14 protein-coding genes are annotated in these 22,587 nt (G+C 71.2%); 7 read left to right on the forward strand and 7 right to left on the reverse strand.

The annotated features are described in order from the left end of the window. Nucleotides 1-156: 156 nt before the first annotated feature. Complete coding sequence (gene acnA / locus JK361_RS03785) at nt 157-2,874, reverse strand: aconitate hydratase AcnA (protein WP_201814153.1); 2,718 nt, start codon at nt 2,872-2,874, stop codon at nt 157-159. A 222-nt stretch (nt 2,875-3,096) separates the two neighbouring features. Next, entirely contained in the window at nt 3,097-3,798 is a 702-nt protein-coding gene (locus JK361_RS03790; RefSeq protein WP_201814154.1) for a hypothetical protein, read from the reverse strand. Nucleotides 3,799-4,005: 207 nt separating this feature from the next. Here JK361_RS03790 and JK361_RS03795 point away from each other — a divergent pair, with 207 nt between their 5' ends. Next, the gene (locus JK361_RS03795; RefSeq protein ID WP_201814155.1) at nt 4,006-5,535 is read left to right on the forward strand and encodes a helix-turn-helix domain-containing protein; all 1,530 of its coding nucleotides are present in this window, start codon (nt 4,006-4,008) and stop codon (nt 5,533-5,535) included. Between the two features lie 96 nt (nt 5,536-5,631). Here JK361_RS03795 and JK361_RS03800 read toward each other — a convergent pair whose 3' ends face one another. The 4 genes from JK361_RS03800 to JK361_RS03815 form a co-directional block, all read right to left on the reverse strand. Then, entirely contained in the window at nt 5,632-5,772 is a 141-nt protein-coding gene (locus tag JK361_RS03800; protein ID WP_201814156.1) for a hypothetical protein, read from the reverse strand. Nucleotides 5,773-6,154: 382 nt separating this feature from the next. Beyond that, nucleotides 6,155-7,951, reverse strand: a complete 1,797-nt coding sequence (locus tag JK361_RS03805; RefSeq protein ID WP_201814157.1) for an acyl-CoA dehydrogenase — start codon at nt 7,949-7,951, stop codon at nt 6,155-6,157. Between the two features lie 62 nt (nt 7,952-8,013). Further along, nucleotides 8,014-8,784 (reverse strand): SDR family oxidoreductase, encoded by a 771-nt coding sequence (locus tag JK361_RS03810; RefSeq protein WP_201814158.1) that lies wholly within the window; start codon nt 8,782-8,784, stop codon nt 8,014-8,016. 489 nt (nt 8,785-9,273) lie between these two features. Next, on the reverse strand, nt 9,274-11,553 hold the full coding sequence (locus tag JK361_RS03815) for an ATP-binding protein (RefSeq protein WP_307787146.1): 2,280 nt from the start codon (nt 11,551-11,553) through the stop codon (nt 9,274-9,276). A 225-nt stretch (nt 11,554-11,778) separates the two neighbouring features. On the opposite strand from JK361_RS03815, the gene JK361_RS03820 reads away from it, so the two are divergent. Together JK361_RS03820 and JK361_RS03825 are read left to right on the forward strand one after the other, a co-directional pair. Beyond that, nucleotides 11,779-12,180: a hypothetical protein gene (locus JK361_RS03820; RefSeq protein WP_201814160.1), complete on the forward strand. Its 402-nt coding sequence runs from the start codon at nt 11,779-11,781 to the stop codon at nt 12,178-12,180. Nucleotides 12,181-12,260: 80 nt separating this feature from the next. Further along, complete coding sequence (locus JK361_RS03825; protein WP_201814161.1) at nt 12,261-12,989, forward strand: DUF4232 domain-containing protein; 729 nt, start codon at nt 12,261-12,263, stop codon at nt 12,987-12,989. A gap of 225 nt (nt 12,990-13,214) precedes the next feature. Here the strand turns inward: JK361_RS03825 and JK361_RS03830 are convergent, their stop codons facing one another. After that, complete coding sequence (locus JK361_RS03830) at nt 13,215-13,571, reverse strand: DoxX family protein (RefSeq protein ID WP_201814162.1); 357 nt, start codon at nt 13,569-13,571, stop codon at nt 13,215-13,217. 998 nt (nt 13,572-14,569) lie between these two features. On the opposite strand from JK361_RS03830, the gene JK361_RS03835 reads away from it, so the two are divergent. Genes JK361_RS03835 through sbnB form a run of 4 tightly spaced genes read left to right on the forward strand, consistent with a single transcriptional unit; the run spans nt 14,570 to nt 22,582 of the window. Then, on the forward strand, nt 14,570-17,179 hold the full coding sequence (locus JK361_RS03835; RefSeq protein WP_201814163.1) for a Pls/PosA family non-ribosomal peptide synthetase: 2,610 nt from the start codon (nt 14,570-14,572) through the stop codon (nt 17,177-17,179). 13 nt (nt 17,180-17,192) lie between these two features. After that, nucleotides 17,193-20,465 carry a non-ribosomal peptide synthetase gene (locus tag JK361_RS03840; RefSeq protein WP_201814164.1) on the forward strand — a complete coding sequence of 1,091 codons (3,273 nt, stop codon included), beginning with the start codon at nt 17,193-17,195 and terminating at the stop codon, nt 20,463-20,465. 45 nt (nt 20,466-20,510) lie between these two features. Continuing rightward, nucleotides 20,511-21,515, forward strand: coding sequence for a TauD/TfdA family dioxygenase (locus JK361_RS03845; protein ID WP_201814165.1), 1,005 nt, complete (start codon nt 20,511-20,513; stop codon nt 21,513-21,515). Continuing rightward, the gene (gene sbnB, locus JK361_RS03850) at nt 21,512-22,582 is read left to right on the forward strand and encodes a 2,3-diaminopropionate biosynthesis protein SbnB (protein ID WP_201814166.1); all 1,071 of its coding nucleotides are present in this window, start codon (nt 21,512-21,514) and stop codon (nt 22,580-22,582) included. Before JK361_RS03845 ends, sbnB begins: the two co-directional genes overlap by 4 nt. Nucleotides 22,583-22,587 lie beyond the last annotated feature (5 nt).

Here is a 22,587-nt window from a genome sequence, read left to right on the forward strand (position 1 = left end):
CCGGGGCCGGGGGCGGCCGGTCATGCGCCGATCCTGTCCCGGTCCGCTGTCGGACCCCTGTGTTCCGCCTGGGGCCGGTGAGGACCCGGGACGGGGACGGCGAAGGGCCGCACCCCCGGTGCCGGGGGTGCGGCCCTTGACCGCCTGCCTCGCCGCTTACTTGCGGATCAGGCTGCGCAGCACGTACTGCATGATGCCGCCGTTGCGGTAGTAGTCGGCCTCACCGGGGGTGTCGATGCGGACGACCGCGTCGAACTCGACGCCCGTGTCGGTGGTGACCTTCACCGTGCGCGGCGTACGGCCCTCGTTGAGCTCCTCGACGCCCGCGAAGGAGAAGGTCTCCTCGCCGGTCAGGCCGAGGGACCCGGCGGAGGCGCCCTCCGGGAACTGGAGCGGGAGGACGCCCATGCCGATGAGGTTCGAGCGGTGGATGCGCTCGTACGACTCGGCGATGACGGCCTTGACGCCGAGCAGCGCGGTGCCCTTGGCGGCCCAGTCGCGGGACGAGCCGGAGCCGTACTCCTTGCCGGCCAGGACGACCAGCGGGATGCCCTGCTCGATGTAGTTGCGCGAGGCGTCGTAGATGAACGACACCGGCGCGTCCGCCTGGGTGAAGTCGCGGGTGTAGCCGCCCTCGGTGCCCGGCGCGATCTGGTTGCGCAGGCGGATGTTGGCGAACGTGCCGCGGATCATGACCTCGTGGTTGCCTCGGCGGGAGCCGTAGGAGTTGAAGTCACGACGCTCCACACCGTGCTCGGTGAGGTACTTGCCGGCCGGGGTGTCGGCCTTGATGGCGCCGGCCGGGGAGATGTGGTCGGTGGTGACCGAGTCGCCCAGCTTGGCCAGCACACGGGCGCCGGTGATGTCGGTGACCGGGGCCGGCTCCATCTCCATGCCCTCGAAGTACGGGGGCTTGCGCACGTAGGTGGACTCGGCGTCCCACTCGAACGTGTTGCCGGTCGGGACCGGGAGCGACTGCCACTGGGCGTCGCCCGCGAAGACGTCCTGGTAGGACTTGTTGAACATGTCCTCGCCGATGGCGTTGGCCACGACGTCGTTGACCTCGGCCTCGGAGGGCCAGATGTCCTTGAGGTAGACCGGGTTGCCGTCCTGGTCGGTGCCCAGGGCGTCCTTGGTGATGTCCACCTTCATGGAGCCCGCGATGGCGTACGCGACGACCAGCGGCGGGGAGGCCAGGTAGTTCATCTTGACGTCGGGGTTGATGCGGCCCTCGAAGTTGCGGTTGCCCGAGAGGACCGAGGTCACGGCCAGGTCGTGGTCGTTGACGGCCTTGGAGACCTCCTCCGGCAGCGGGCCGGAGTTGCCGATGCAGGTGGTGCAGCCGTAGCCGACGAGGTTGAAGCCGACCTTGTCGAGGTACGGGGTCAGGCCCGCCTTGTCGAAGTAGTCGGTGACGACCTTCGAACCCGGGGCGAGGGTGGTCTTGACCCACGGCTTGCGGGTCAGGCCCTTCTCGACCGCCTTCTTGGCCACCAGGGCGGCGGCGACCATGACGTACGGGTTGGAGGTGTTGGTGCAGGAGGTGATGGCCGCGACCGTCACCGCACCGTGGTCGATCTCGTACGTCGAGCCGTCGGGGGCGGTCACGGTGACCGGGTTGGACGGGGCGCCGTTCGGGGCGACGGCCGGGGCGTCGGAGGCCGGGAAGGACTCCTGGCCCGCCTCGTCGACGACGTCGACGTAGTTGCGGACGTCGGCCTTGAACTGCTCGGCGGCGTTCGCGAGGACGATGCGGTCCTGCGGGCGCTTCGGGCCGGCGATGGAGGGGACGACCGTGGAGAGGTCCAGCTCGAGCTTCTCGGAGAAGTCCGGCTCGGCCTTCGGGTCCAGCCAGAGGCCCTGCTCCTTGGCGTACGCCTCGACGAGCGCGACCTGCTGCTCGGAGCGGCCGGTGAGCTTGAGGTAGTTCAGGGTCTCGCCGTCGATCGGGAAGATCGCGGCGGTGGAGCCGAACTCCGGCGACATGTTGCCGATGGTGGCGCGGTTGGCGAGGCTCGTCGCGGCCACACCCTCGCCGTAGAACTCGACGAACTTGCCGACGACGCCGTGCTTGCGCAGCATCTCGGTGATCGTGAGGACCAGGTCGGTGGCGGTGGTGCCGGTGGGCAGCTCACCGGTCAGCTTGAAGCCGACGACGCGCGGGATCAGCATGGAGACCGGCTGGCCGAGCATCGCGGCCTCGGCCTCGATGCCGCCGACGCCCCAGCCGAGGACGCCGAGGCCGTTGACCATGGTGGTGTGCGAGTCGGTACCGACCAGCGTGTCGGGGTAGGCCTGGCCGCCTCGCACCATGACGGTGCGGGCCAGGTGCTCGATGTTCACCTGGTGGACGATGCCGGTGCCCGGCGGGACGACCTTGAACTCGTCGAAGGCGGTCTGGCCCCAGCGCAGGAACTGGTAGCGCTCCTTGTTGCGGCCGTACTCCAGCTCGACGTTCTGGGCGAACGCATCGTTGGTGCCGAACTTGTCGGCGATGACGGAGTGGTCGATGACCAGCTCGGCCGGGGCCAGCGGGTTGATCTTCGCCGGGTCGCCGCCCAGCTCCTTCACGGCCTCGCGCATCGTGGCGAGGTCCACGACGCAGGGAACGCCGGTGAAGTCCTGCATGATCACGCGGGCCGGCGTGAACTGGATCTCCTGGCTCGGCTGGGCCTGGGAGTCCCAGCTGCCGAGGGCGCGGATGTGGTCGGCGGTGATGTTCGCGCCGTCCTCCGTGCGGAGCAGGTTCTCCAGCAGGACCTTGAGGCTGTACGGCAGGCGGGCCGAGCCCTCCACCTTGTCCAGCCGGAAGATCTCGTACGACTCGTCGCCCACCTGCAGCGTGCTGCGGGCGTCGAAGCTGTTCGCCGACACGACAGTCTCCTTCATTGATGTGCGCGTACCACCGTCAATCGTGCCGCCACGCCGACTTGGCCGAACCAGTAAGGTCAGGCTAAGTTAGGCGTGCCTTACCGGGGTGGCGGCTACGGTGCGCCTCGGCAGATATCTCGATGTCGAGATAACAGTAGTACATGGGCGCGGTCTGGTCATGCCCGACCCGGCCGGGCGCGCGCTCCGGACGGCCCCGGACGGCGACTACCAGCTCCGTTCGGCGATCATCTTGGCCGGGGCCAGGACCGTCACGTGACCGTGGTCGCCGTACACGGAGTGGCGCCAGCGGGCGAACACCCTCGCGGCACGGTTCAGCTTGTCGTCGTCCCACACGCCGTAGTCGACCCACACGTCGGCCTCCGTGCGGGCGCCGCTCTCGGGCATCCGGACACAGACCCGCTCGACGTGCGCGGCGACGGCGGCGTCCGCCTTCGGGGCAGTCGTCTTCAGGTAGGCGCGGAAATCGCGGGTCATCGAGTACCAGCGATGCGGACCGACGTCCGGCACGCCCCCGTCGTCCTCCGTGGTGTCCCCCACGGACGGGCCCTGGTCGTCGCTGGTGGTGTCGGGCAGCTCCTGATCGTCGCTGGTGGTGTCGGGCAGCTCCTGATCGTCGGACGTGGTGTCCGGAAGCTCCTGGTCGTCGGACGTGGTGTCCGGAAGCTCCTGATCGTCGGACGTGGTGTCCGGAAGCCCCTGGTCGTCGGACGTGGCGTCCGGGAGCCCCTGGTCGTCGTCCGTGTTCTGCGGAGCCTCCTCGACGAAGCACTCCCTGTCGGCCGCGGACGGCCGCGGCGCCGACGAGGCGGCCCGCGCGGCGTCCGCGCGCTCCGTACCGCAGGAGACGAGCGCGCAGCAGCCGGTGAGCAACGCGGCGACGGCGTACCGGCGCATCCTGGTCATCATGTGTATCCCCCTTCGGGGACTCAGAGGGGCACACGCGGGCCGAGGTTGCCTGGACGGTCGAGCACCATGCGACATCACCCGATTTGCCCGGACCTTTCCGGGTACTCTCCTGTCGCTGGACAAAACGACACTGACGGATCGTCACGGGCGCCACCCGAACGGACCCCCTGACAGGCACCATCTCATATCTGAGATAACCTCAACCTCATGTCAGACGACTACCTCGTACGCATCGGCAAGCTCATCCGTGACGCCCGGCAACACCGGGGCTGGACACAGGCGCAGCTCGCGGAGGCGCTCGGTACCAGCCAGAGCGCGGTCAACCGCATCGAGCGCGGCAACCAGAACATCAGCCTTGAGATGATCGCCCGGATCGGTGAAGCCCTGGACAGCGAGATCGTGTCGCTGGGTTACGCGGGTCCGATGCATCTGCGCGTGGTCGGCGGCCGCCGCCTGTCCGGCGCCATCGACGTGAAGACCAGCAAGAACGCGTGCGTGGCCCTGCTGTGCGCCTCGCTGCTGAACAAGGGGCGCACGGTGCTGCGCCGGGTGGCGCGCATCGAGGAGGTGTACCGCCTGCTGGAGGTGCTCAACTCCATCGGCGTGCGCACCCGCTGGATCAACGACGGCGTCGACCTGGAACTGGTCCCGCCCGCCGAGCTGGAGATGACGGCGATCGATGCGGAGGCCGCCGTACGCACCCGCTCGATCATCATGTTCCTCGGCCCGCTGCTGCACCGCATGGACCACTTCAAGCTGCCGTACGCCGGCGGTTGCGACCTGGGCACGCGGACCATCGAGCCGCACATGATCGCGCTGCGCCGGTTCGGTCTGGACGTGGCGGCCACCGAGGGCCAGTACCACGCCCAGGTGGACCGCTCGGTCCGCCCCGACCGCCCGATCGTCCTGACCGAGCGCGGCGACACGGTGACCGAGAACGCGCTGCTCGCCGCCGCCCGGCACGACGGTGTGACGGTCATCCGCAACGCCTCCTCCAACTACATGGTCCAGGACCTGTGTTTCTTCCTGGAGGCGCTGGGCGTCGAGGTGGAGGGCATCGGCACCACCACGCTCACCGTGCACGGCGTGCCGAACATCGACGTCGACGTCGATTACTCCCCCTCCGAGGACCCGGTCGAGGCGATGAGCCTGCTGGCCGCGGCCGTGGTGACCGAGTCGGAGCTGACGGTGCGCCGGGTGCCGATCGAGTTCCTGGAGATCGAGCTGGCGGTCCTGGAGGAGATGGGCCTCGACCACGACCGCAGCGCCGAGTACTGCGCGGACAACGGCCGTACGCGGCTGGTGGACCTCACGGTCCGGCCCTCCAAGCTGGAGGCGCCGATCGACAAGATCCACCCCATGCCGTTCCCCGGCCTGAACATCGACAACGTCCCGTTCTTCGCGGCGATCGCGGCGGTCGCCTCGGGCCAGACGCTCATCCACGACTGGGTCTACGACAACCGCGCGATCTATCTGACCGACCTCAACCGCCTCGGCGGGCGGCTCCAGCTCCTGGACCCGCACCGGGTGCTGGTCGAGGGCCCGACCCGCTGGCGCGCCGCCGAGATGATGTGCCCGCCGGCCCTGCGGCCCGCGGTGGTCGTCCTGCTGGCGATGATGGCGGCCGAGGGCACGTCGGTGCTGCGCAACGTCTACGTCATCAACCGCGGTTACGAGGACCTCGCCGAACGCCTGAACTCGATCGGCGCGCAGATCGAGATCTTCCGGGACATCTGAATCGGCGACGCCGCCGCACCCTGCCCGGCCCGCGCGCATGCGGGCCTGGGGAGGGTGCGGCGGCATCTCCGGGGCTGCTGCGGGAGGTCCCTCCTGTCACCAGGGCAGGGGCTCCGGGCGGCGGGTCTCCTCGTCCGCGACGTCCACTTCCTGCTCGCGCACGTTCAGACACCGCGCGAGTTCCGCTGTGACGGTGTCAAGGCTCAGAGACTCCACGGTGAGGAGGTTGTACGTCATGGCTGACAGGTCCCGTTGTAGATGTCCAAGGCCTTCTGCACGATCCCTGGATCATTGGTGAAGCGCGGTGCGCGGGTCAGCTGTGGGGCCGCGCTGATGCCACCCTTGGCCTTGGAGATCTGCTGAAGTGCGGCGTATTCGTTCCGGTGGGGAGCCGGCCGCGGCCAGGCCGCCTTTCGGTTTCGTGAGGGCTTTCGCGAGGGCAACGCTCTGATCATGAAAGCGAGGTGCCGTCGCCTTGAGATCGGCGACCTTGATGTCGAGTATCCCGCCGCCACCGCCGACCAGGCTCGCCTCGGCATCCGACGGAGCCCGGCGTCAGGCCAGGCGACGGTGTTCACCTGCTTTCATGCGCACGAGTGAACTCTGGCGCAGGACGGGCTCAGAAGCAGTCGGCGGGCATGTCGAGGGTGGTGCGGTCGAGACTGTCCAGCAGCGTGAACTGGGCCTCCGTCCTTGGCAGTTCGTACCGGAAGAAGTACTGCCCCGCCCGGCGCTTGCCCTCGTAGAAGGCGCCGCTGCGCCCGGCGGCGGCCAGCATCTGCTCCAGCCACATCCAGGCGACCACGACGTGTCCCACGGCCTCCAGGTAGACCGAGGCGTTGGCGAGGGCGGTCTCGGCGTCGCCGGCCTCCCACAGGCGCCGCGTCACGGAGGCGACGCGGGCGACGGCGGCGTCCAGCTGCCGTCCGAAGCCGGCCACCTGCTCCTCCGCGGCCGCCGCGCGGGCGGTCGTCATGGAGACGGTCTCGATGAGCAGGCGGAGCCCCGCGCCGCCGTCCATGACGACCTTCCGGCCCAGCAGGTCGAGGCCGTGGACGCCGTGTGTCCCCTCGTGGATGGGGTTGAGGCGGTTGTCCCGGTAGAACTGCTCGACGTTGTACTCGCGCGTATAGCCGTAGCCGCCGTGGACCTGGATGGCGAGGTTGTTGGCCTCCAGGCACCACTGGGAGGGCCAGCTCTTGGCGATCGGGGTGAGCATGTCCAGCAGAAGCCCAGCCCTGGCCCGTTCGTCGGCCGTCGGGGCGGTGCGCTCGTCGTCGAGCAGCCGCCCGCAGTACAGGATGAGAGCCAACGCGCCTTCGACGTACGACTTCTGGGCGAGGAGCATGCGCCGCACGTCGGGGTGCCCGACGATCGGGATCTGGGGGGCGGTGGCGTCCTTCGCCGTGAGCGGGCGCCCCTGGGGCCGGGTGCGCGCGTAGTCCAGGGCGTGCAGGTAGCCGGTGTAACCGAGCGCGGTGGCTCCGAGTCCCACACCGATGCGGGCCTCGTTCATCATGTGGAACATGTAGGACAGTCCGCGGTGGGGCTCCCCGACCAGGAAGCCGACGGCACCGGGGGCCCCGCCGGGCCGGAAGGCGCCCTCACCGAAGTTCAGCAGCGTGTTGGTCGTCCCCCGGTACCCCATCTTGTGATTGAGGCCGGCCAGGGCGACGTCGTTGCGCTCGCCGAGCGTCCCGTCGGCCCCCACCAGGACCTTGGGGACGATGAAGAGCGAGAGTCCCTTCACCCCGGGCGGGCCGCCGGGGATCCTGGCCAGGACCAGGTGGACGATGTTCTCCGTCAGTTCGTGGTCGCCACCCGAGATCCACATCTTGTTGCCGAACAGGCGGTAGGTGCCGTCGCCGGCCGGTTCCGCGCGGGTGCGCACATCGGCCAGCGAGGAACCCGCCTGCGGCTCCGACAGGCACATGGTCCCGGAGAAGCGGCCCTCGACCATCGGGCGGACATAGGTGTCGACCTGCTCCGGGGTGCCGTGGGCCAGCAGCAGGTTCGCGTTGCCGATGGTGAGGAAGGGGTAGGCGGCCGTTCCCACGTTGGCTGCCTGGAACCAGGCGAAGCAGGCGTTGGCCACCACGCTGGGCAACTGCATGCCGCCCACCTCGTGGTCCATGCCGCCGCCGATCAGCCCGGCGCCGGCGAAGACCTTCAGGGCCTCTTCGACCTCGGGGATGATGTGCACCCGCTCGCCGTCGAAGCGCGGCTCGTGGGTGTCGTTCTTCTTGTTGTGCGGGGCGAAGTGCCGGGCGGCGATCGTCTCGCCGAGGTCCAGTACCGCGTCGAAGGTTTCGCGCGAGTGGTCGGCGAAGCGGGGGCGCGCGGTCAGGGATTCGACGTCGAGCCACTCGTGCAGCAGGAAGTCGAGGTCTCGGCGGGAGAGCAGGAGGGAGGCCATGGTGCTCTTCCTCTCGGGTTCGGGTCGCTTGTGCGAGGGGGCGGGGAGGTGTCGCCGGCCGGTCAGACCGTGGTGCCGAGGCCGCCGTCGACGGGGATGACGGCGCCGGTGACGTAGGCGCCCGCACGGCTGGCCAGATAGACGGCGACGCCCGCCATGTCGTCCGGCCGCCCGATCCGGCGCAGCGGAGCCGCCTCCGCGATCGCCTCGCCCATGGTGTCCAGGGTCGCGGCCATCATCTTCGACTCGAAGGGTCCGGGCGCGATGGCGTTCACCGTGATGCCCTGGGGGCCGAGTTCCTTGGCCAGGACGCGGGTCAGGTGGTGCAGGCCCGCCTTGCTGGCCGCGTAGGAGTAGGCCGGGACCGGGCTGACGTGCAGGCCGTCGATGGATCCGACGTTGATGATCCGCGCGGGGTCCTCCATCGACCCGCCGGCGCGCAGCTTCGGCAGCAGGGCCTGGGTGAGCAGGAAGGGGCTGCGCAGGTTGAGGTCCATCACCTTGTCCCAGCCGCTGACCGGGAACTCGTCCAGGGGCGCGCCCCAGGTGGCGCCGGCGTTGTTCACCAGGATGTGCAGCCGCTCCTCCCGCTCGCCGATGTCCGCGGCGAGCCGGTGGCACTCCTCCTCGCGCGACAGGTCGGCGGGCAGCGCGAGAGCGTGGCCGGGACCGGAAAGCCCGCGCACGGCCTCCTCGCAGGCTTCCGCCTTGCGGGAGCTGACGTAGACCTTGGCTCCCGCTTCGACCAGTCCCCGGGCGATCATCAGGCCGATGCCGCGGGAACCGCCGGTCACGAGGGCGGTTTTGCCGGAGAGGGAGAACAGCGAGGTCACCGTGGACTCCTAGGGGAGAGGGGCGGCACGGGCAGGGCAGACTGTTGCCGCCTCCAGGGCAGATACTAAGCAGTCGCTTAGATGTTTTCCAAGCCCTGCCCCCGGGACGTGCGGGAAGGCGGGGCCTCGCGGCAGCGAGGGGATGCGCATCGGGCCGAGCGGCACCGGCAGGCCCTCCACGCCGAGCCGACCGCCGTTCCGCTTCGGCCGGGCGGCGGGCTGCGCCTCGGGGGTCGGCTCCGGCCGGGCGGCGGGCTGCGCCTCGGGGTTCCGCTCCGGCCGGGCAGCGGGCTCCGCCTCCGGGTTCCGCTCCGGCCGGGCGGCGGGCTCCGCCTCCGGGTTCCGCTTCGACCGGGCAGCGGGCTGCGCCTCCGGGTTCCGCTTCGGATCTTGTGATCGGCCGTTTCGTCGCCGCGGATCAGGTGGTGCGGCCGGGACGGCCGTCTCGCCGGAACGGGGCGGCAGTCGATGACCGGTCCACAGAGGCGTTCAGGAGTCCGCCGTGAGTTCGTCGAGGGCGGCGAGTGCGGAGGCGGCGTCGCCCTGGAGCGGGCTTCTCAGCGCGGCGAGGGCGTCCCGGGCGGCGAGCAGCGTCCGACGGGCCTCCGGACGGCGCAGCGCGCCGAGGACGCGGCCCAGGTCGAGCCGGGCCGGTTCGGCCCAGGCCGGCATCTGCGCGGCCTCGAAGTGCGCCAGCGCCCGGCGCAGCGGCGGCTCGGCCTCGTCCCACCGGCCCAGGGCCGCCAGATCGTTCCCGATCTGCTGGTGGGCGACGGCGCGGTACATCGCGATCAGTTCGTCGGGCAGTCCCGGGATCCCGGCGCCGCAGATCCGCGCGCTGCGGCGGTGGAGGTCCAGCGCCTCGTCCGGCTGACCGGCCTGCCGCAGGTAGGCGCCGAGGGAGTTGAGGACCGAGAGTTCGGCCAGCCGGGCCTGTGAAGAGGACTGCGTGCGGAGGCAGTCGGCGGCCTCGCGCATGCGCGCGTGGGCTCGTTCCGTCCGGCCCAGCCGGTGCAGGGCCCCGGCACCGTAGCCGAGCGCCCAGGCCACCTGGAGTTCGTCCTCGCCGGCACGGGCCGCCACGAGCGCCGCGTCGGCGGCCGCGAGGGCGGCGTGGAAGTCGTGGGCGCAGTGGTTGTAGGCCCAGGCGAGGTAGTTCAGGTGGACCGCCTCCTCCCGTGTGCTGCCCAGGGCACGGGCCGCGTCGGCGGAGCGCCGGTACACCTCCACCCACAGTTCCCAGTGCTGGTTGAGATCGGAGAACCAGTGCATCGCCTCCGCCGTGTCCACCACCTGCCGGTGGTGGCCGGTGTCGTGCGCGCGGCGCAGCGCGGCGAGCCACTGGAGGCGTTCGGTCTCCAGCCAGGCCCGCGCCTCTTCCCGGCCGACGGGCGCCCCGTCGGGATCCGGGTCGCCGTGCGGGGCGTCTCGGTGGTGTTCGACGTCGAAGTGGAGAGCGGCGGCGGTGGCCCGGCGCAGCATCCACCGGGCGGCCCGGTCCAGTGCGGCGTCGCGCTCCTGGGAGCTGTCCTCGGCCTGTGACTGCTCGGCGGCGTACAGCTTGAGCAGGTCGTGGAACCGGTAGCGGTCGGTGGCCGGGGCGCTGTGCAGCAGCCCGGCATCGGTCAGTTCTTCCGCGCAGGCGGCCGCGTCGGCGGGCGGCAGGCCGGCCAGGAGCGCCACGGTCTCGGGGCTGAAGTCGGGTCCGGCGGCCAGCGCGGCACGGCGCAGGAACAGCGCCGTCCCTGGGGACAGTTGCCGGTACGACAGCGCGAAGGCGGCGCGCACCCCCAGGTTCCCGGCCTGGAGGCCGTCCAGCCGCCGGCTCTCGGTGGCGAGCCTGCCGACAAGCTTGTCGAGGCGCTCGTGCGGTCTGCTCAGCAGCCGCTGGCCCGCGATCCGGACGGCCAGCGGCAGGTTGCCGCACAGGTCGGTCAGGTCGCGGGCGGCCTGGGCTTCCGCCTGGACCCGTTCGGGGCCGACGATGCGGGTCAGCAGTTCGACCGCTTCCTCGCGCCGCAGCAGAGCCAGATCGGTCCGGTGGACCGCTTCCAGGCCCGCCAGCGCGTTCCTGCTGGTGATGATCGTCAGCGACGGGCCGTCGCCGGGCAGCAGGGGGCGGACCTGCGACTCGTCGACGGCGTTGTCCAGCAGGAGCAGCACGCGCCGGTCGCGGACCAGGGAGCGCCACAGGCCGGACCGGTCGTCGGTGTCCGCCGGGATCGCGGCGTCGGCGACGCCCGTCGCCCGCAGCAGCCTGGCGAGCGCGTCACGCGGTGTGGTCGGCTCGGGATCCATGCCGTGCAGGTCGAGGGCGTACCGGCCGTCCGGGAAGCGGGGTGCGAGCAGGTGCCCCGCGTGCACCGCGAAGGCGGTCTTGCCGAGGCCCGGCTGGCCCGCGACCACGCTCACCGCCGCACGGGCGGGGCCGATGTGTTCGGCCAGGTCCGCGAGACGGGCGAGGGCCGGGCCGCGGGCCGTGAAGTCGTGGATGTCGCGCGGCAGGGCCAGGGCGGTGTGGGCGGCCGGTCCGGTGGTCGTCCGGGGACGGCCCAGGGCGGCGGCCTTCTCCAGTCGCCCGGCGGTGGCGTCGTCCAGTCCGAGGCCTTCGGCCAGTGCCTGCACGGTGCGGCGCTGTGGTCCTCGGGTCCGCCCGCGTTCCATGTCCGCCAGCGCGCGTACGCTCACGCCGCAGAGGTGGGCCAGCGCCTCCTGACTGAATCCGGCGCGTGTCCGCAGTGCGCGCAGCTGCTGTCCGAAGTCCCCCACGGCGGGTGCGCCGTTCCCCACAGACAATGCCCCCGGTCAACGGACCCGTCCGGATGCGAGTCCCGGCAGAAGTATGGCCGATGGCACTCCTGCCGGTGGAACCGCCTGGGCCGCCGGTTCGGGGTCTGGTCGACTGAGGACAGGTGGGGGACGGACCGGTGCGCCCTCGCCGTGCGGTCCACGGCCGCGCCGGCCACCGGCCTTCGAAAACGGGGAATCCGACGTATGAGCAGCAGCAACGAGCGGTCGTCCGCCTCCCCCGGCGCGTCCCACAAGTTCGCCGCCGGCCGGCTGGACCGCACGCGGACGCACAAGGCGTGCGGCGACGTGGCGTACCGGCTGATGAACGACGGCACGATCTCGGACGTGCGCTTCAACCACATCCACGCCTACGCGCGTCCGCGGGACCAGCGTGCGGACGGGGCGGCGCACGTGCTGAACATCCCCGGCTCCCACATGAAGGCCAAGCGCGACGCGATCTACGGCTACAACACCTGGGGCCCCGGCCGGAGTCTGTACGCGCTCGGCTACCACAGCGTCCCCGAGCCGCTGGAGGCCGCGCACGACGACCCCCGCGAGTTCGTCCGCACGCTGCCGTCCGGCTGCCGGCCGGGCAAGGGCGACTGACCGCCGCGCACCCCCGGCAGCCGGACAACGGCCGGCGGCGGCACGCCACGGCCCCGCACCATCGACAAGGGACCATCTCCATGAACTCACTGCGTCACCGCTCCACCCTGCTCGCCGCCGCGAGCACGGCAGTCCTCGCGCTGTCCCTGACCGCGTGCCAGGACGACGCGGACGCGAAACCGGCTACCGGGACGACTGCTTCGGCGGCAGCCGACGCGGCCCGGGGGCAGGCGACCGGCTCCACGCCCACAACGGGCGCGGCCGGCTCGAAGGGATCGGACGGGGCCGCCGGCGCCTCGGAGTCCACGGGCTCCGCCGGCGCCACGGGATCCTCGGACTCCGCCGGCGCGAGCGGCTCCGGCACCGCCGGTGAGCAGGCCTCGGCCGCCGCCCCGGCCTGTACCGCGAAGGACGTCCGCATCACCGCCGCCACCCAGGGCGGGCCGCCTTACACCCACCTCGTCCTGACGGCGAAGAACACCTCCGGCCACACCTGCCGGCTGCCGGGCTTTCCGCACGTCCAGTTCCTGGAGAGCCACAAGCAGGACGTCCCTGCCGTGGGCAGGAGCAGGCCCGCCACTCCGGTCGTGCTCCATGCGGGCGAACCCGCCTACGCCGCGGTGAAGTTGTCGGACGGCGGCACCGACGAGGACAACGAGCCGGTCTCGGCGTTCTCCGTCACGCTGGAGGGCGACTCCACCGTCATCGCCGTCACCGCCCCCGGCAGCGGCGGCATCGCCGTCGACCCGGCGAAGGCCCTCACGGGTTACTGGACCCCCGAACTCCGCAACGGCGCGGACGACTTCTGACGATCTCCCGCCTGTGCGGTTCCGTCCCCTCGAACTCGGGCCGCACAGGCGGGCCGTGGCGTTCCGGCCCCCCGGGTGCCGCCGCACGGGCGGTCGATGGTGCTCGCCGCCCTTCCCGACGCCGGCCGGGCTGCAATGTGCGCCCCGCGGATCACGGGGCGCCCTGGTGGATCGGGCCGGAGGCCGCATCACGGGGCGCCCTTGCGTATCAGGCCGAGGGCCGGATCACCAGGCTCCCCGGTGCATCAGACCCAGGGTGAGGACGGCCACCGCGGTGGCCAGGAACACGATGCCGCCCACGATGTTGCGGGAGCCCACCCGCAGGTGGGCGATGATCGCGCCGATGAAGTACAGCACGAGGCCGGAGGCGGCGAGAGTCGTCAGGATCGGCACGGCGAGTCCGGCCAGCAGCCCCAGGGTGCCCGCTGCCAGTAACGCGCCCAGCACCGGGACGTACTTCCGGGGTATGCCCTTCATGTCCGCCTGGGTCTTGGGGTATTCGTGGCCGATCAGATAGGTGACGGCGGCGGCACCGTTGAAGACCACGCCGAGGATGGTGACCGTGACGAAGGCGATGGACACGTTCTCTCCGCTCTGTGGGACGGTGCTGCCGGGCCCCCGTCATGGAATGCCGTTCTCCGGATGGCCGGCCGGCGACCCGATCGGTGACATCGGTGCGGCGCCGGGCGCGCCAGTGGCCCGAACACCTGGCTGCCGCTGATCAACACCTCGACGCAATGGTGCGGTTGGGGGCTGGGGTGCTTCCGTGCGCTGCTGATCGTACATGTCGTCCCACCGCGGGCAATGGGCCTTACGCGCTCTTCCTCGGACGCTTGTCGCTTCGTGATCGGACCGCGGAATAACACCTTTGTGGTGCCGTCCGGGCCGGCGAGCCGTGCCGTCCGACGCGAGGACCAACAGGCCAGGTTCATTGAGGGTTCAACGGGAGTTCGGCCGACGGCGCCGGCCCTGATACGGAAACCGGCCACAAGCCAGGAACACGCAATTCCGCTTTGCGGCGGCCCGAGTACGCACCGCGACCGGCGTGGCGGTCTCCGGTGGAACTCCTACTTCCCCCGTTGCGCGAGGGCGGGTCACGCCGGGCAACGGACGGGCCGGATGCCGTAGTCGCCGTTGTGCGGGCGCCACCGTTACGCGCACACCGCACCGGATCCCCTCTTCGCGTTCCACCGGGCGCCACCCGTGCGTGGATTCCCGCGTGTTATTTCAGGGTGAAACCATGTGTATGCGGCCCGGGCCCGGCGGGCGCGCGGAATCAAGGCTCCATTCTCCCTGGTCAGCGCCGTAACGGTGGGTATTTGGGCAGGTCGGAGGCCGGGAGCGGGAAGTGACCGTGTTCCGGCGGCCCCACCAGCATGCGGGGGCCGCTGTTCGAGTGAACCATTGGACGTCCTGGCCCGTACCAATACCAAGGGCCACGGACTCGGCGCGGATTTCGGGCACACCTGGGGAGCCGCGCTAAGTGGCAGCCTTCTGTTTGCCTGGCCAAACTGAAACAGGCGGTTGGTGATCAGAGAGCCGACCGGCCAACGGCATCCATACGTCCCTCAGGAGCTCGAATGGTGGAGCAGTCCTCCGAGGTCCCCATATCAGGGCCGGGTAAACCTGCCGTCTCCCTGAGCGACACCGGTCCGGTCCGGACGGAGACCGAAAACAAACTCGCGGCAGCGCTCGCTGAACTCGTCGGCACCGAACATGTTCCGGCCGAGAGTCACTTCTTCACCGACCTGGGTGCCAATTCCCTGGTCATGGCCCAGTTCTGCGCCCGCCTGCGGAAAATTCCGGACCTGCCCTCTCCCTCCATCAGGGACATCTACCGGCACCCCACGATCCGCAGCCTCACGGCGGCCCTGGCGCCGGCCGCGCCCGCTGCCGCCGCTGTCACCGACAAGGCGAACGGCACCCCGGTGCCGGCACCCGTGGTGGCACCGGCCCCGGTGACCCGCACGGGCCGGCTGGGCCATCTGCTGTGCGGCAGCTCCCAACTGCTGATCTTCCTCGTGTACTCCCTGGTCTCCGGGTTCGTCACCGCCACCGCGTACGAGTGGATCGCCGCCGGTTCGGGCGCGCTCGAGATCTACCTGCGGTCGCTGGTGTTCGGAAGCGGCGGCTTCCTCGCGCTGTGCGCCTTCCCGGTCGTCGCGAAATGGCTGCTCGTCGGCCGCTGGAAATCGGCCGAGTTCCCCGTCTGGGGCCTGGCCTACCTGCGCTTCTGGCTGGTCAAGGCCCTCCTGCACGCGAACCCGATGGTGTTCCTCGCCGGCACCCCGCTGTACGTGCTCTACCTGCGGGCCCTCGGCGCGCGGATCGGCAAGGGGGTCACGATCCTGTCCCGCTCGGTCCCGGTCTGCACCGACCTGCTGACCATCGGGTCCGGGACGGTGATCCGCAAGGAGTGCTTCTTCCTGGGCTACCGGGCGTACGCCGGCCGTATCCAGACCGGTCCGGTCACGCTCGGCCGGGACGTGTTCATCGGCGAGAAGACGGTCCTGGACATCGACACCACGATGGGCGACGGCGCGCAGCTGGGTCATTCCTCCGGCCTGCACCGGGGCCAGACGGTCCCGGCCGGCGAGCGCTGGCACGGGTCCCCCGCGGAGCCCACGCAGGTCGACTACGTACGCGTCCCGCCGGCCCGGTGCGGCACCGCGCGCCGGATCTGGTTCGGCTCCGTGACGCTGCTCCAGATGCTCCTGCTGTACCTCCCGCTCGCCGTCGGCGGCGTGTACATCCTGTTCACCGAGGTGCCGGCGATCGGCAAGCGACTCGATCCGCAGACGGCCGCGCTGTCCCGGCCCGAGCTGATCTCCGACGCGCTGACCGTCTCGCTCGCCCTGTTCTCCGGCTTCGTCGTCGTGGGCCTCGTCGCCCTGTACACCGCGCCGCGCCTGCTGAGCCTGATCGTCCGGCCCGACCGGGTCTACCCGCTCTACGGACTCCACTACACGCTGCACCGCGCGGTGTCGCGCATGACGAACATCAAGTTCTACGCCTGGCTCTTCGGTGACAGTTCGTACATCGTGCATTACCTCAGGGGTCTCGGATACGACCTGTCACAGGTCGAGCAGACCGGATCCAATTTCGGCACCGAGGTGCAGCACGAGACGCCTTTCCTGGTCTCCGTCGGCAGCGGAACGATGGTCGCCGACGGGCTCTCCCTGATCAATGCCGACTATTCCAGTACGTCCTTCCGGCTGTCCCGGGTGGCGATCGGACCGCGTAATTTCCTGGGGAACAACATCGCCTATCCCTCGGGCGGCAGGACGGGTGACAACTGCCTGCTCGCGACCAAGGTGATGGTGCCGCTCGACGGCGAGGTCCGCGAGGGCGTGGGGCTGCTCGGTTCGCCGTGCTTCGAGATCCCCCGCTCGGTGGACCGGGACGCACGGTTCGACCACCTCAGGTCGGGCGCGGAACTGCGCCGTCATCTCGCCGCGAAGAACCGTTACAACCTGATCTCGATGACCTGGATGCTGTTCGCGCGCTGGCTGCACGTCTTCCTGCTCACGCTGCTCGCCCTCGTCTCCTTGGACCTGTACGGCGTGGTCGGACACGTGGTGATCGCGCTGTACCTGGCGCTGACGCTCGCGTTGTCCACCGCGTACTACGTCCTGGTGGAGCGCCTCATGACGCGGTTCCGCGGGCTGACCCCCCAGCTGTGTTCCATCTACGACCGGAGCTTCTGGCTGCACGAGCGCCTGTGGAAGGTGCCGGTCCAGTACCTGAACATCTTCAACGGAACCCCCTTCAAGAGCCTCGTCTGGCGGCTGCTTGGCGCCCGCGTCGGCAAGAGGGTGTTCGACGACGGCTGCTTCGTGACGGAACGGACCCTCGCCGTCATCGGCGACGAGTGCACCCTCAACATCGGCAGCAAGATCCAGTGCCACTCGCAGGAGGACGGCACCTTCAAGTCCGACGGCATCACGCTCGGCGCCGGCTGCACGCTCGGTGTCGCCGCCCATGTGCACTACGGCGTGACCCTCGGCGAAGGCTCGGTGCTGGCCCCCGATTCCTTCCTCATGAAGGGCGAGGAAGTCCCCCCGAACGCGCAGTGGGGCGGCAACCCGGCCGTGGACATGCCCGAGGCCGGCAGCCGGCCGCACGGCCCGGGCCGGGCCCCGCGAACGAGCGGCGCCACCGCGGCCGCCCCGAGTTCCGCCACGAGTTGAGGAAGGCCATTCGATGGGAACGCGCGTGGAAGCCGACCGGGAGTTCTGGCGCCGTGTACTGACCGCCGGGAGCGGCACCGCCGTGCCCCGCTGGGTCCGGGACCCGATGCCGGGCACGCTGGAGCAGGAAGTGCCGGTCCCGGAGGACGTGGCGACCTCGGTGCGCGCCCTGGTGCGGCGCTCGGGACTGCCGCTCAGCTCGCTGCTGCTGGCGGCGCACGCCAAGGTGCTGGCCGCGCTGTCCGGCGAGCACGAGGTGGTGACGGGCTACACGGCCGGGGTGCGCGGCGAACCGCTGCCGTGCCGCCTGGAGGTGCCTCCGGGGTCCTGGCGGGCGCTGGTCGCGGCCGCCGAGCACGCCGAGGCGGAGGTGCTCGCGCACCGGGAGTTCCCGGTGGCGGAGCTGCGGCGGGAACTGGGGGTGACCGAGCCGTCGTACGAGGTGGTGTTCGGGCCCATGGGCGCCGACGAGGACCACGCCGACGACGGGCTGCTGCATGTGCGCTGGTGCGACCGGGGCGGGCGGCTGGTGCTGCGGCTGCGCTGCCGCACGGACGTGCTGGACGCCGACAGCGCCGCCCGGATCGGCGGCTACCACCTGAAGGCGCTCCGGCTGCTGGCGGCCGGCCCGGACGCGGAGCACGCCCAGCAGAGTCTGCTGTCGGCCGGGGAGGTGCGTGAGCAGCTGGAGGAGCTGGCGGGCCCCCGCCGGGCGCTGCCGGACGCCCGCGCGCACGAGCTGTTCGAGCAGCGGGTACGGGCGCATCCGCACGCGGTGGCCGCGGTGCACGGCGACCGGGAGTGGACGTACGGAGAGCTGAACGCCCGCGCCAACCGGCTGGCGCGGGCGCTGCTGGACCGCGGGCTGGGCCGGGAGGGCGTGGTGGCCGTCGTCACCGAACGCAACCTGGACTGGCTGGCGGCGACGCTGGCGGTGTTCAAGGCGGGCGGCGTCTACCTGCCGATCGAGCCGCACTTCCCGGCCGGCCGGATCGCGGCCATGCTGTCGCGGGCGGACTGCCGGCTGGTCCTCACCGAGTCCGGCAGCACCGGGACCCTCGACGAGGCGCTGGCCACCGTGCCGGGGATCGAGAAGCTGCCGGTCGAGACGGCGTACGCGGAACCGCACACCGACGACGACCCGGAGGTGCCGGTCGAGGCCGGCCGGCTGGCCTACATCTACTTCACCTCCGGCTCCACCGGCGAGCCGAAGGGGGCGATGTGCGAGCACGCGGGCATGCTCAACCACCTCTACGCCAAGATCGACGACCTGGGGATCGGCGAGGGGTCGGTGGTGGCGCAGACGGCCCCGCAGTGCTTCGACATCTCGCTGTGGCAGCTGATGTCGGCGCTGCTGGTCGGCGGGCGGACCCTGCTGGTCGGCCAGGACGTGGTCGTGGACGTGGAGCGGTTCGTCGACACGCTGGTGCACGGCCGGGTCACGGTGGCCCAGGTCGTGCCCTCCTACCTGGAGGTCGTGGCCTCGTACCTGGAACAGCGCCCCCGCGCGCTGCCGGACCTGCGGTGCGTGTCGGTGACCGGTGAGGCGCTGAAGCGGGAGCTGGTCCAGCGCTGGTTCGCGATCCAGCCGGGGATCAGGCTGCTCAACGCCTACGGGCTGACCGAGACCTCGGACGACACCAACCACGAGGTCCTGACGGGCGTGCCCGACCGCGTGCTGCTGGGCCGTGCGGTGAACAACGTACGCGTCTACGTCGTGGACGAGCATCTGTCGCTGGTGCCCCTGGGCGCCCCGGGGCTGATCGCGTTCTCCGGTGTCTGCGTGGGCCGGGGATACGTCAACGACCCCGAGCGGACCCGGGAGGCCTACCGCACGGACCCGTACCGGCCCGGTGAGCGGCTCTACCTGGGCGGCGACCGGGGCCGCTGGCACCCCGGCGGCAGGCTGGAGTTCCTCGGCCGCCGGGACAACCAGGTCAAGATCCGCGGCTTCCGGATCGAGATCGGCGAGATCGAGAACACCCTGCTGCGGGTGCCGGGCGTGCGGGACGGTGCGGTGGTCGTCGTGGAGCGGGGCGGCGGGAACAAGCACCTGATCGCCTTCCACACCGGCCGCCGGCACCAGCCGGACGTGCTGCGCGAGGCGCTCGCCGCGGCGCTGCCCGCCTACATGGTCCCCTCTGCCTTCCACTGGCAGGACGGTCTGCCGCTGACCGCCAACGGCAAGATCGACCGCAAGGCGCTGACCGCGCGGGCCGAGCAGAACGAGCAGAGCGAGCGGGAGGAGCTGGCCGCCGGGCGGGACGGGACGGAACAGCAGGCCCTCAGCCCCACCGAGCGGAGGCTGGCGGCGGCCTGGGCCGAGCTGCTGGGCGTGCCCGAGCACCGGATCGGCCGTACGGACCACTTCTTCGACTCCGGGGGCACCTCTTTGACGGCCGTCAGACTCAGCGTCGCCCTCGACCGCGCGGTCTCCCTGAAGGACATCACCCGCCATCCGGTGCTCGCCGACCTGGCCGCCGTCCTCGACGGCACCGCCCGGCAGCGTCCCGGGCTGCTTCAGCCCGTGTCGGAGGCGGACGGTGCGGCGGAGTGCGCCCTGGTGTGCTTCCCGTACGCGGGCGGCAACGCCGTCAACTACCGGCCGATGGCGGCGGCGCTGGCGGGCAGCGGTCTGGCGGTCCTCGCCGTGGACCTGCCCGGTCACGACCTGGCGGACCGGCGCGAGCCGTTCGCGTCGATCGCGGACGTGGCCGGCCGGGTCGCCGCCGAGATCGCGGCGCGCGGCCTGACCCGGGTCATGCTCTGGGGCCACTCGTCGGGCGCGGCACCGGCCCTGGAGACCGCCCGGCGGCTCCAGGAGCGGGGCGTGCGGGTGACGCGGGTGTTCCTCGGCGCGCAGCTGCTCGGCACCGCCGCCGAGCGGAGCACCGCCATCGCCGGTCTGACGAGGCGCACCGACGCGGAGATCGCGGCGGGGCTGGCCGCGGACGGCGGCTACACGGAGCTGGCGGAGCTGAACGAGCGGCACGCCGAGCACATCGGTGCCGCCTACCGGCACGACTGCGTGTCCGCCCACCGCCACTTCCTGGCGGCCCTGGAGTCCCCACCGCCGGTGCGGCTGTCCGTGCCGGTCACGGTGGTCGTCGCCGCCGACGACCCGTACACCGCGGGCCACGCCGAACGGCACCGCGACTGGCTGCTCCTGGCCGAGCACGTCGATCTGCACGAGTTGGCCGACGGGGGCCACTACTTCCTGCGCACCCGCCCGGCCGAGGCGGCGCAGGCCGTCCTGAGCGCGGCCGTACCCCTGGCCTCCACCTGAGGCCCGTTCCTCCTCCCCCCGACGGGTCACCGAAAGGAAACCGAGATGCCGTCCTCATCCCTTGCAGCACCACTCGACGTGGAGCTGCGGCCGGACCGCCCGGCGCTGCTGCGCGTCGATCCGCCGGACGACACCGCGAGCTGGGCGGCCGAGTTCCGCGAGGCGTTGCGTGCGCAGGTCACCGAGCACGGGGCGCTGCTCGTGCGCGGTCTCGGCCTGCGGGACGCGGACCAGGCCGGTGCCGTCTTCGCGCGGCTGACCGACGGGCTCATGACGGAGACGGAGGCGTTCGCCCCCCGCGAGGCCGAGGGCCACGGGCTGTACTCCTCCACGCCCTGGCCGGCCAACCAGCCGATGTGCATGCACCACGAGCTGAGCTATCCGCTGGAGGTGCCCGGCCTGATGCTGTTCGCGTGCCTGACGGCGCCCGAGCAGGGCGGGGCGACGGCGGTGGCCGACGCCGAGCAGGTGCTCCAGGCCCTGCCCGCCGAGCTGACGAAACGGTTCGAGCAGGAGGGCTGGCTGCTGACCCGCAGCTACAACGACGAGATCGGGGCGTCGCTGGCCGAGTCGTTCGGCACCGACGACCGCGACGGGATCGAACGCTACTGCCGTTCCCACGCCATCGAGTTCACCTGGCGGCCCGACGGCTCCCTGCGCACCGAACAGCGCCGCGGTGCCGTCGTACGGCACCCGCTCACGGGCCGGCGCTGCTGGTTCAACCAGATCGCCTTCCTCAACGAGTGGACGCTCGCCCCGGAGGTGCGCGAGTACCTGGTGGACGAGTACGGCTCGGACGGACTGCCGTTCAACACCCGCTACGGGGACGGCACCGAGATCGGCGAGGACGTCGTCCAGCTCATCAACTCCACGTACGAGGAGCACACCCGGCGCGAGCCCTGGCAGGCCGGTGACCTGATGCTCGTGGACAACATCCGCACCGCGCACAGCAGGGAGCCGTTCACCGGCGAACGGCGGGTTCTGGTCGGCATGGCCGAGCCGCGGCGCCTGGCCGACGGCCGCCCCGGCACCGAAGGGAGCGGACGATGACCGATCTGCTGTCCACGACCACCCACGCGGCGGGAGCCGAACCGCCCTCGGTACCGAGCTTCGCGGTGATCTCCGGCGAACAGGTGAAGAAGGCACTGGAAGGCAGCGAGAAACAGCTCGTGGAGCTGGTCGAGGCCACCTACCGGCTGCACGGTGCCGGGGACTCGGTCAACCCGCCGTCGTACTTCCTGCGCTTCCCCGACCGTCCGACGGCCCGCATCATCGCGCTGCCGGCCTCCATCGGCGGGTCCGTCCACGTGGACGGCCTGAAGTGGATCTCCAGCTTCCCGGAGAACGTCGACGCCGGGCTTCCGCGGGCCTCCGCGGTGCTCATCCTCAACGACCACGACACGGGGTACCCCTTCGCGTGTCTGGAGAGCTCCATCATCAGCGCGACCAGGACCGCCGCGTCCGCCGCGCTGGCCGCCGACTGGCTCAGCCGCAACCGGCCGCGGCCGCGCCGCGTCGGGTTCTTCGGCACGGGTCTGATCGCCCGCTACATCCACACCTTCCTGGCCCGCACCGGCTGGACGTTCGACGCGATCGGCGTGCACGACGTGTCCGCCGACAGCACCGAGGGCTTCTGCGGCTACCTGCGGCATACCGGTGCCGCCGAACCGGTCACCGTCCACGACAGCGCGGAGAGCCTCATCCGCTCCAGCGACCTGGTGGTGTTCGCCACCATCGCGGGCCGGCCCCATGTCACGGCCCCGGGCTGGTTCGGCCACAACCCGGTGGTCCTGCACGTGTCCCTGCGCGATCTGGCCCCCGAGGTGCTGCTCACCGCGGCGAACTTCGTCGACGACGTCGAGCACTGCCTGAAGGCGGACACCTCACCGCACCTGGTCGAGCAGCGCACGGGCAACCGCGACTTCCTCAACGGCACGCTCAACGACGTGATGCTGGGCCGGGCCGCCCCGCCGCAGGACCAGCCGGTGATCTTCTCCCCCTTCGGCCTCGGCGTCCTCGACCTGGCCGTCGGCAAGTTCGTCTACGACCAAGTGGCCCGGGCGGGCCAGCTCCGCCTCATCGACGACTTCTTCCACGATTTGCGCCGGTACGGCTGAGGCCG

Origin of the sequence: Streptomyces musisoli, assembly GCF_016741855.1 — a bacterium.
Classification (GTDB): Bacteria; Actinomycetota; Actinomycetes; order Streptomycetales; family Streptomycetaceae; genus Streptomyces; species Streptomyces musisoli.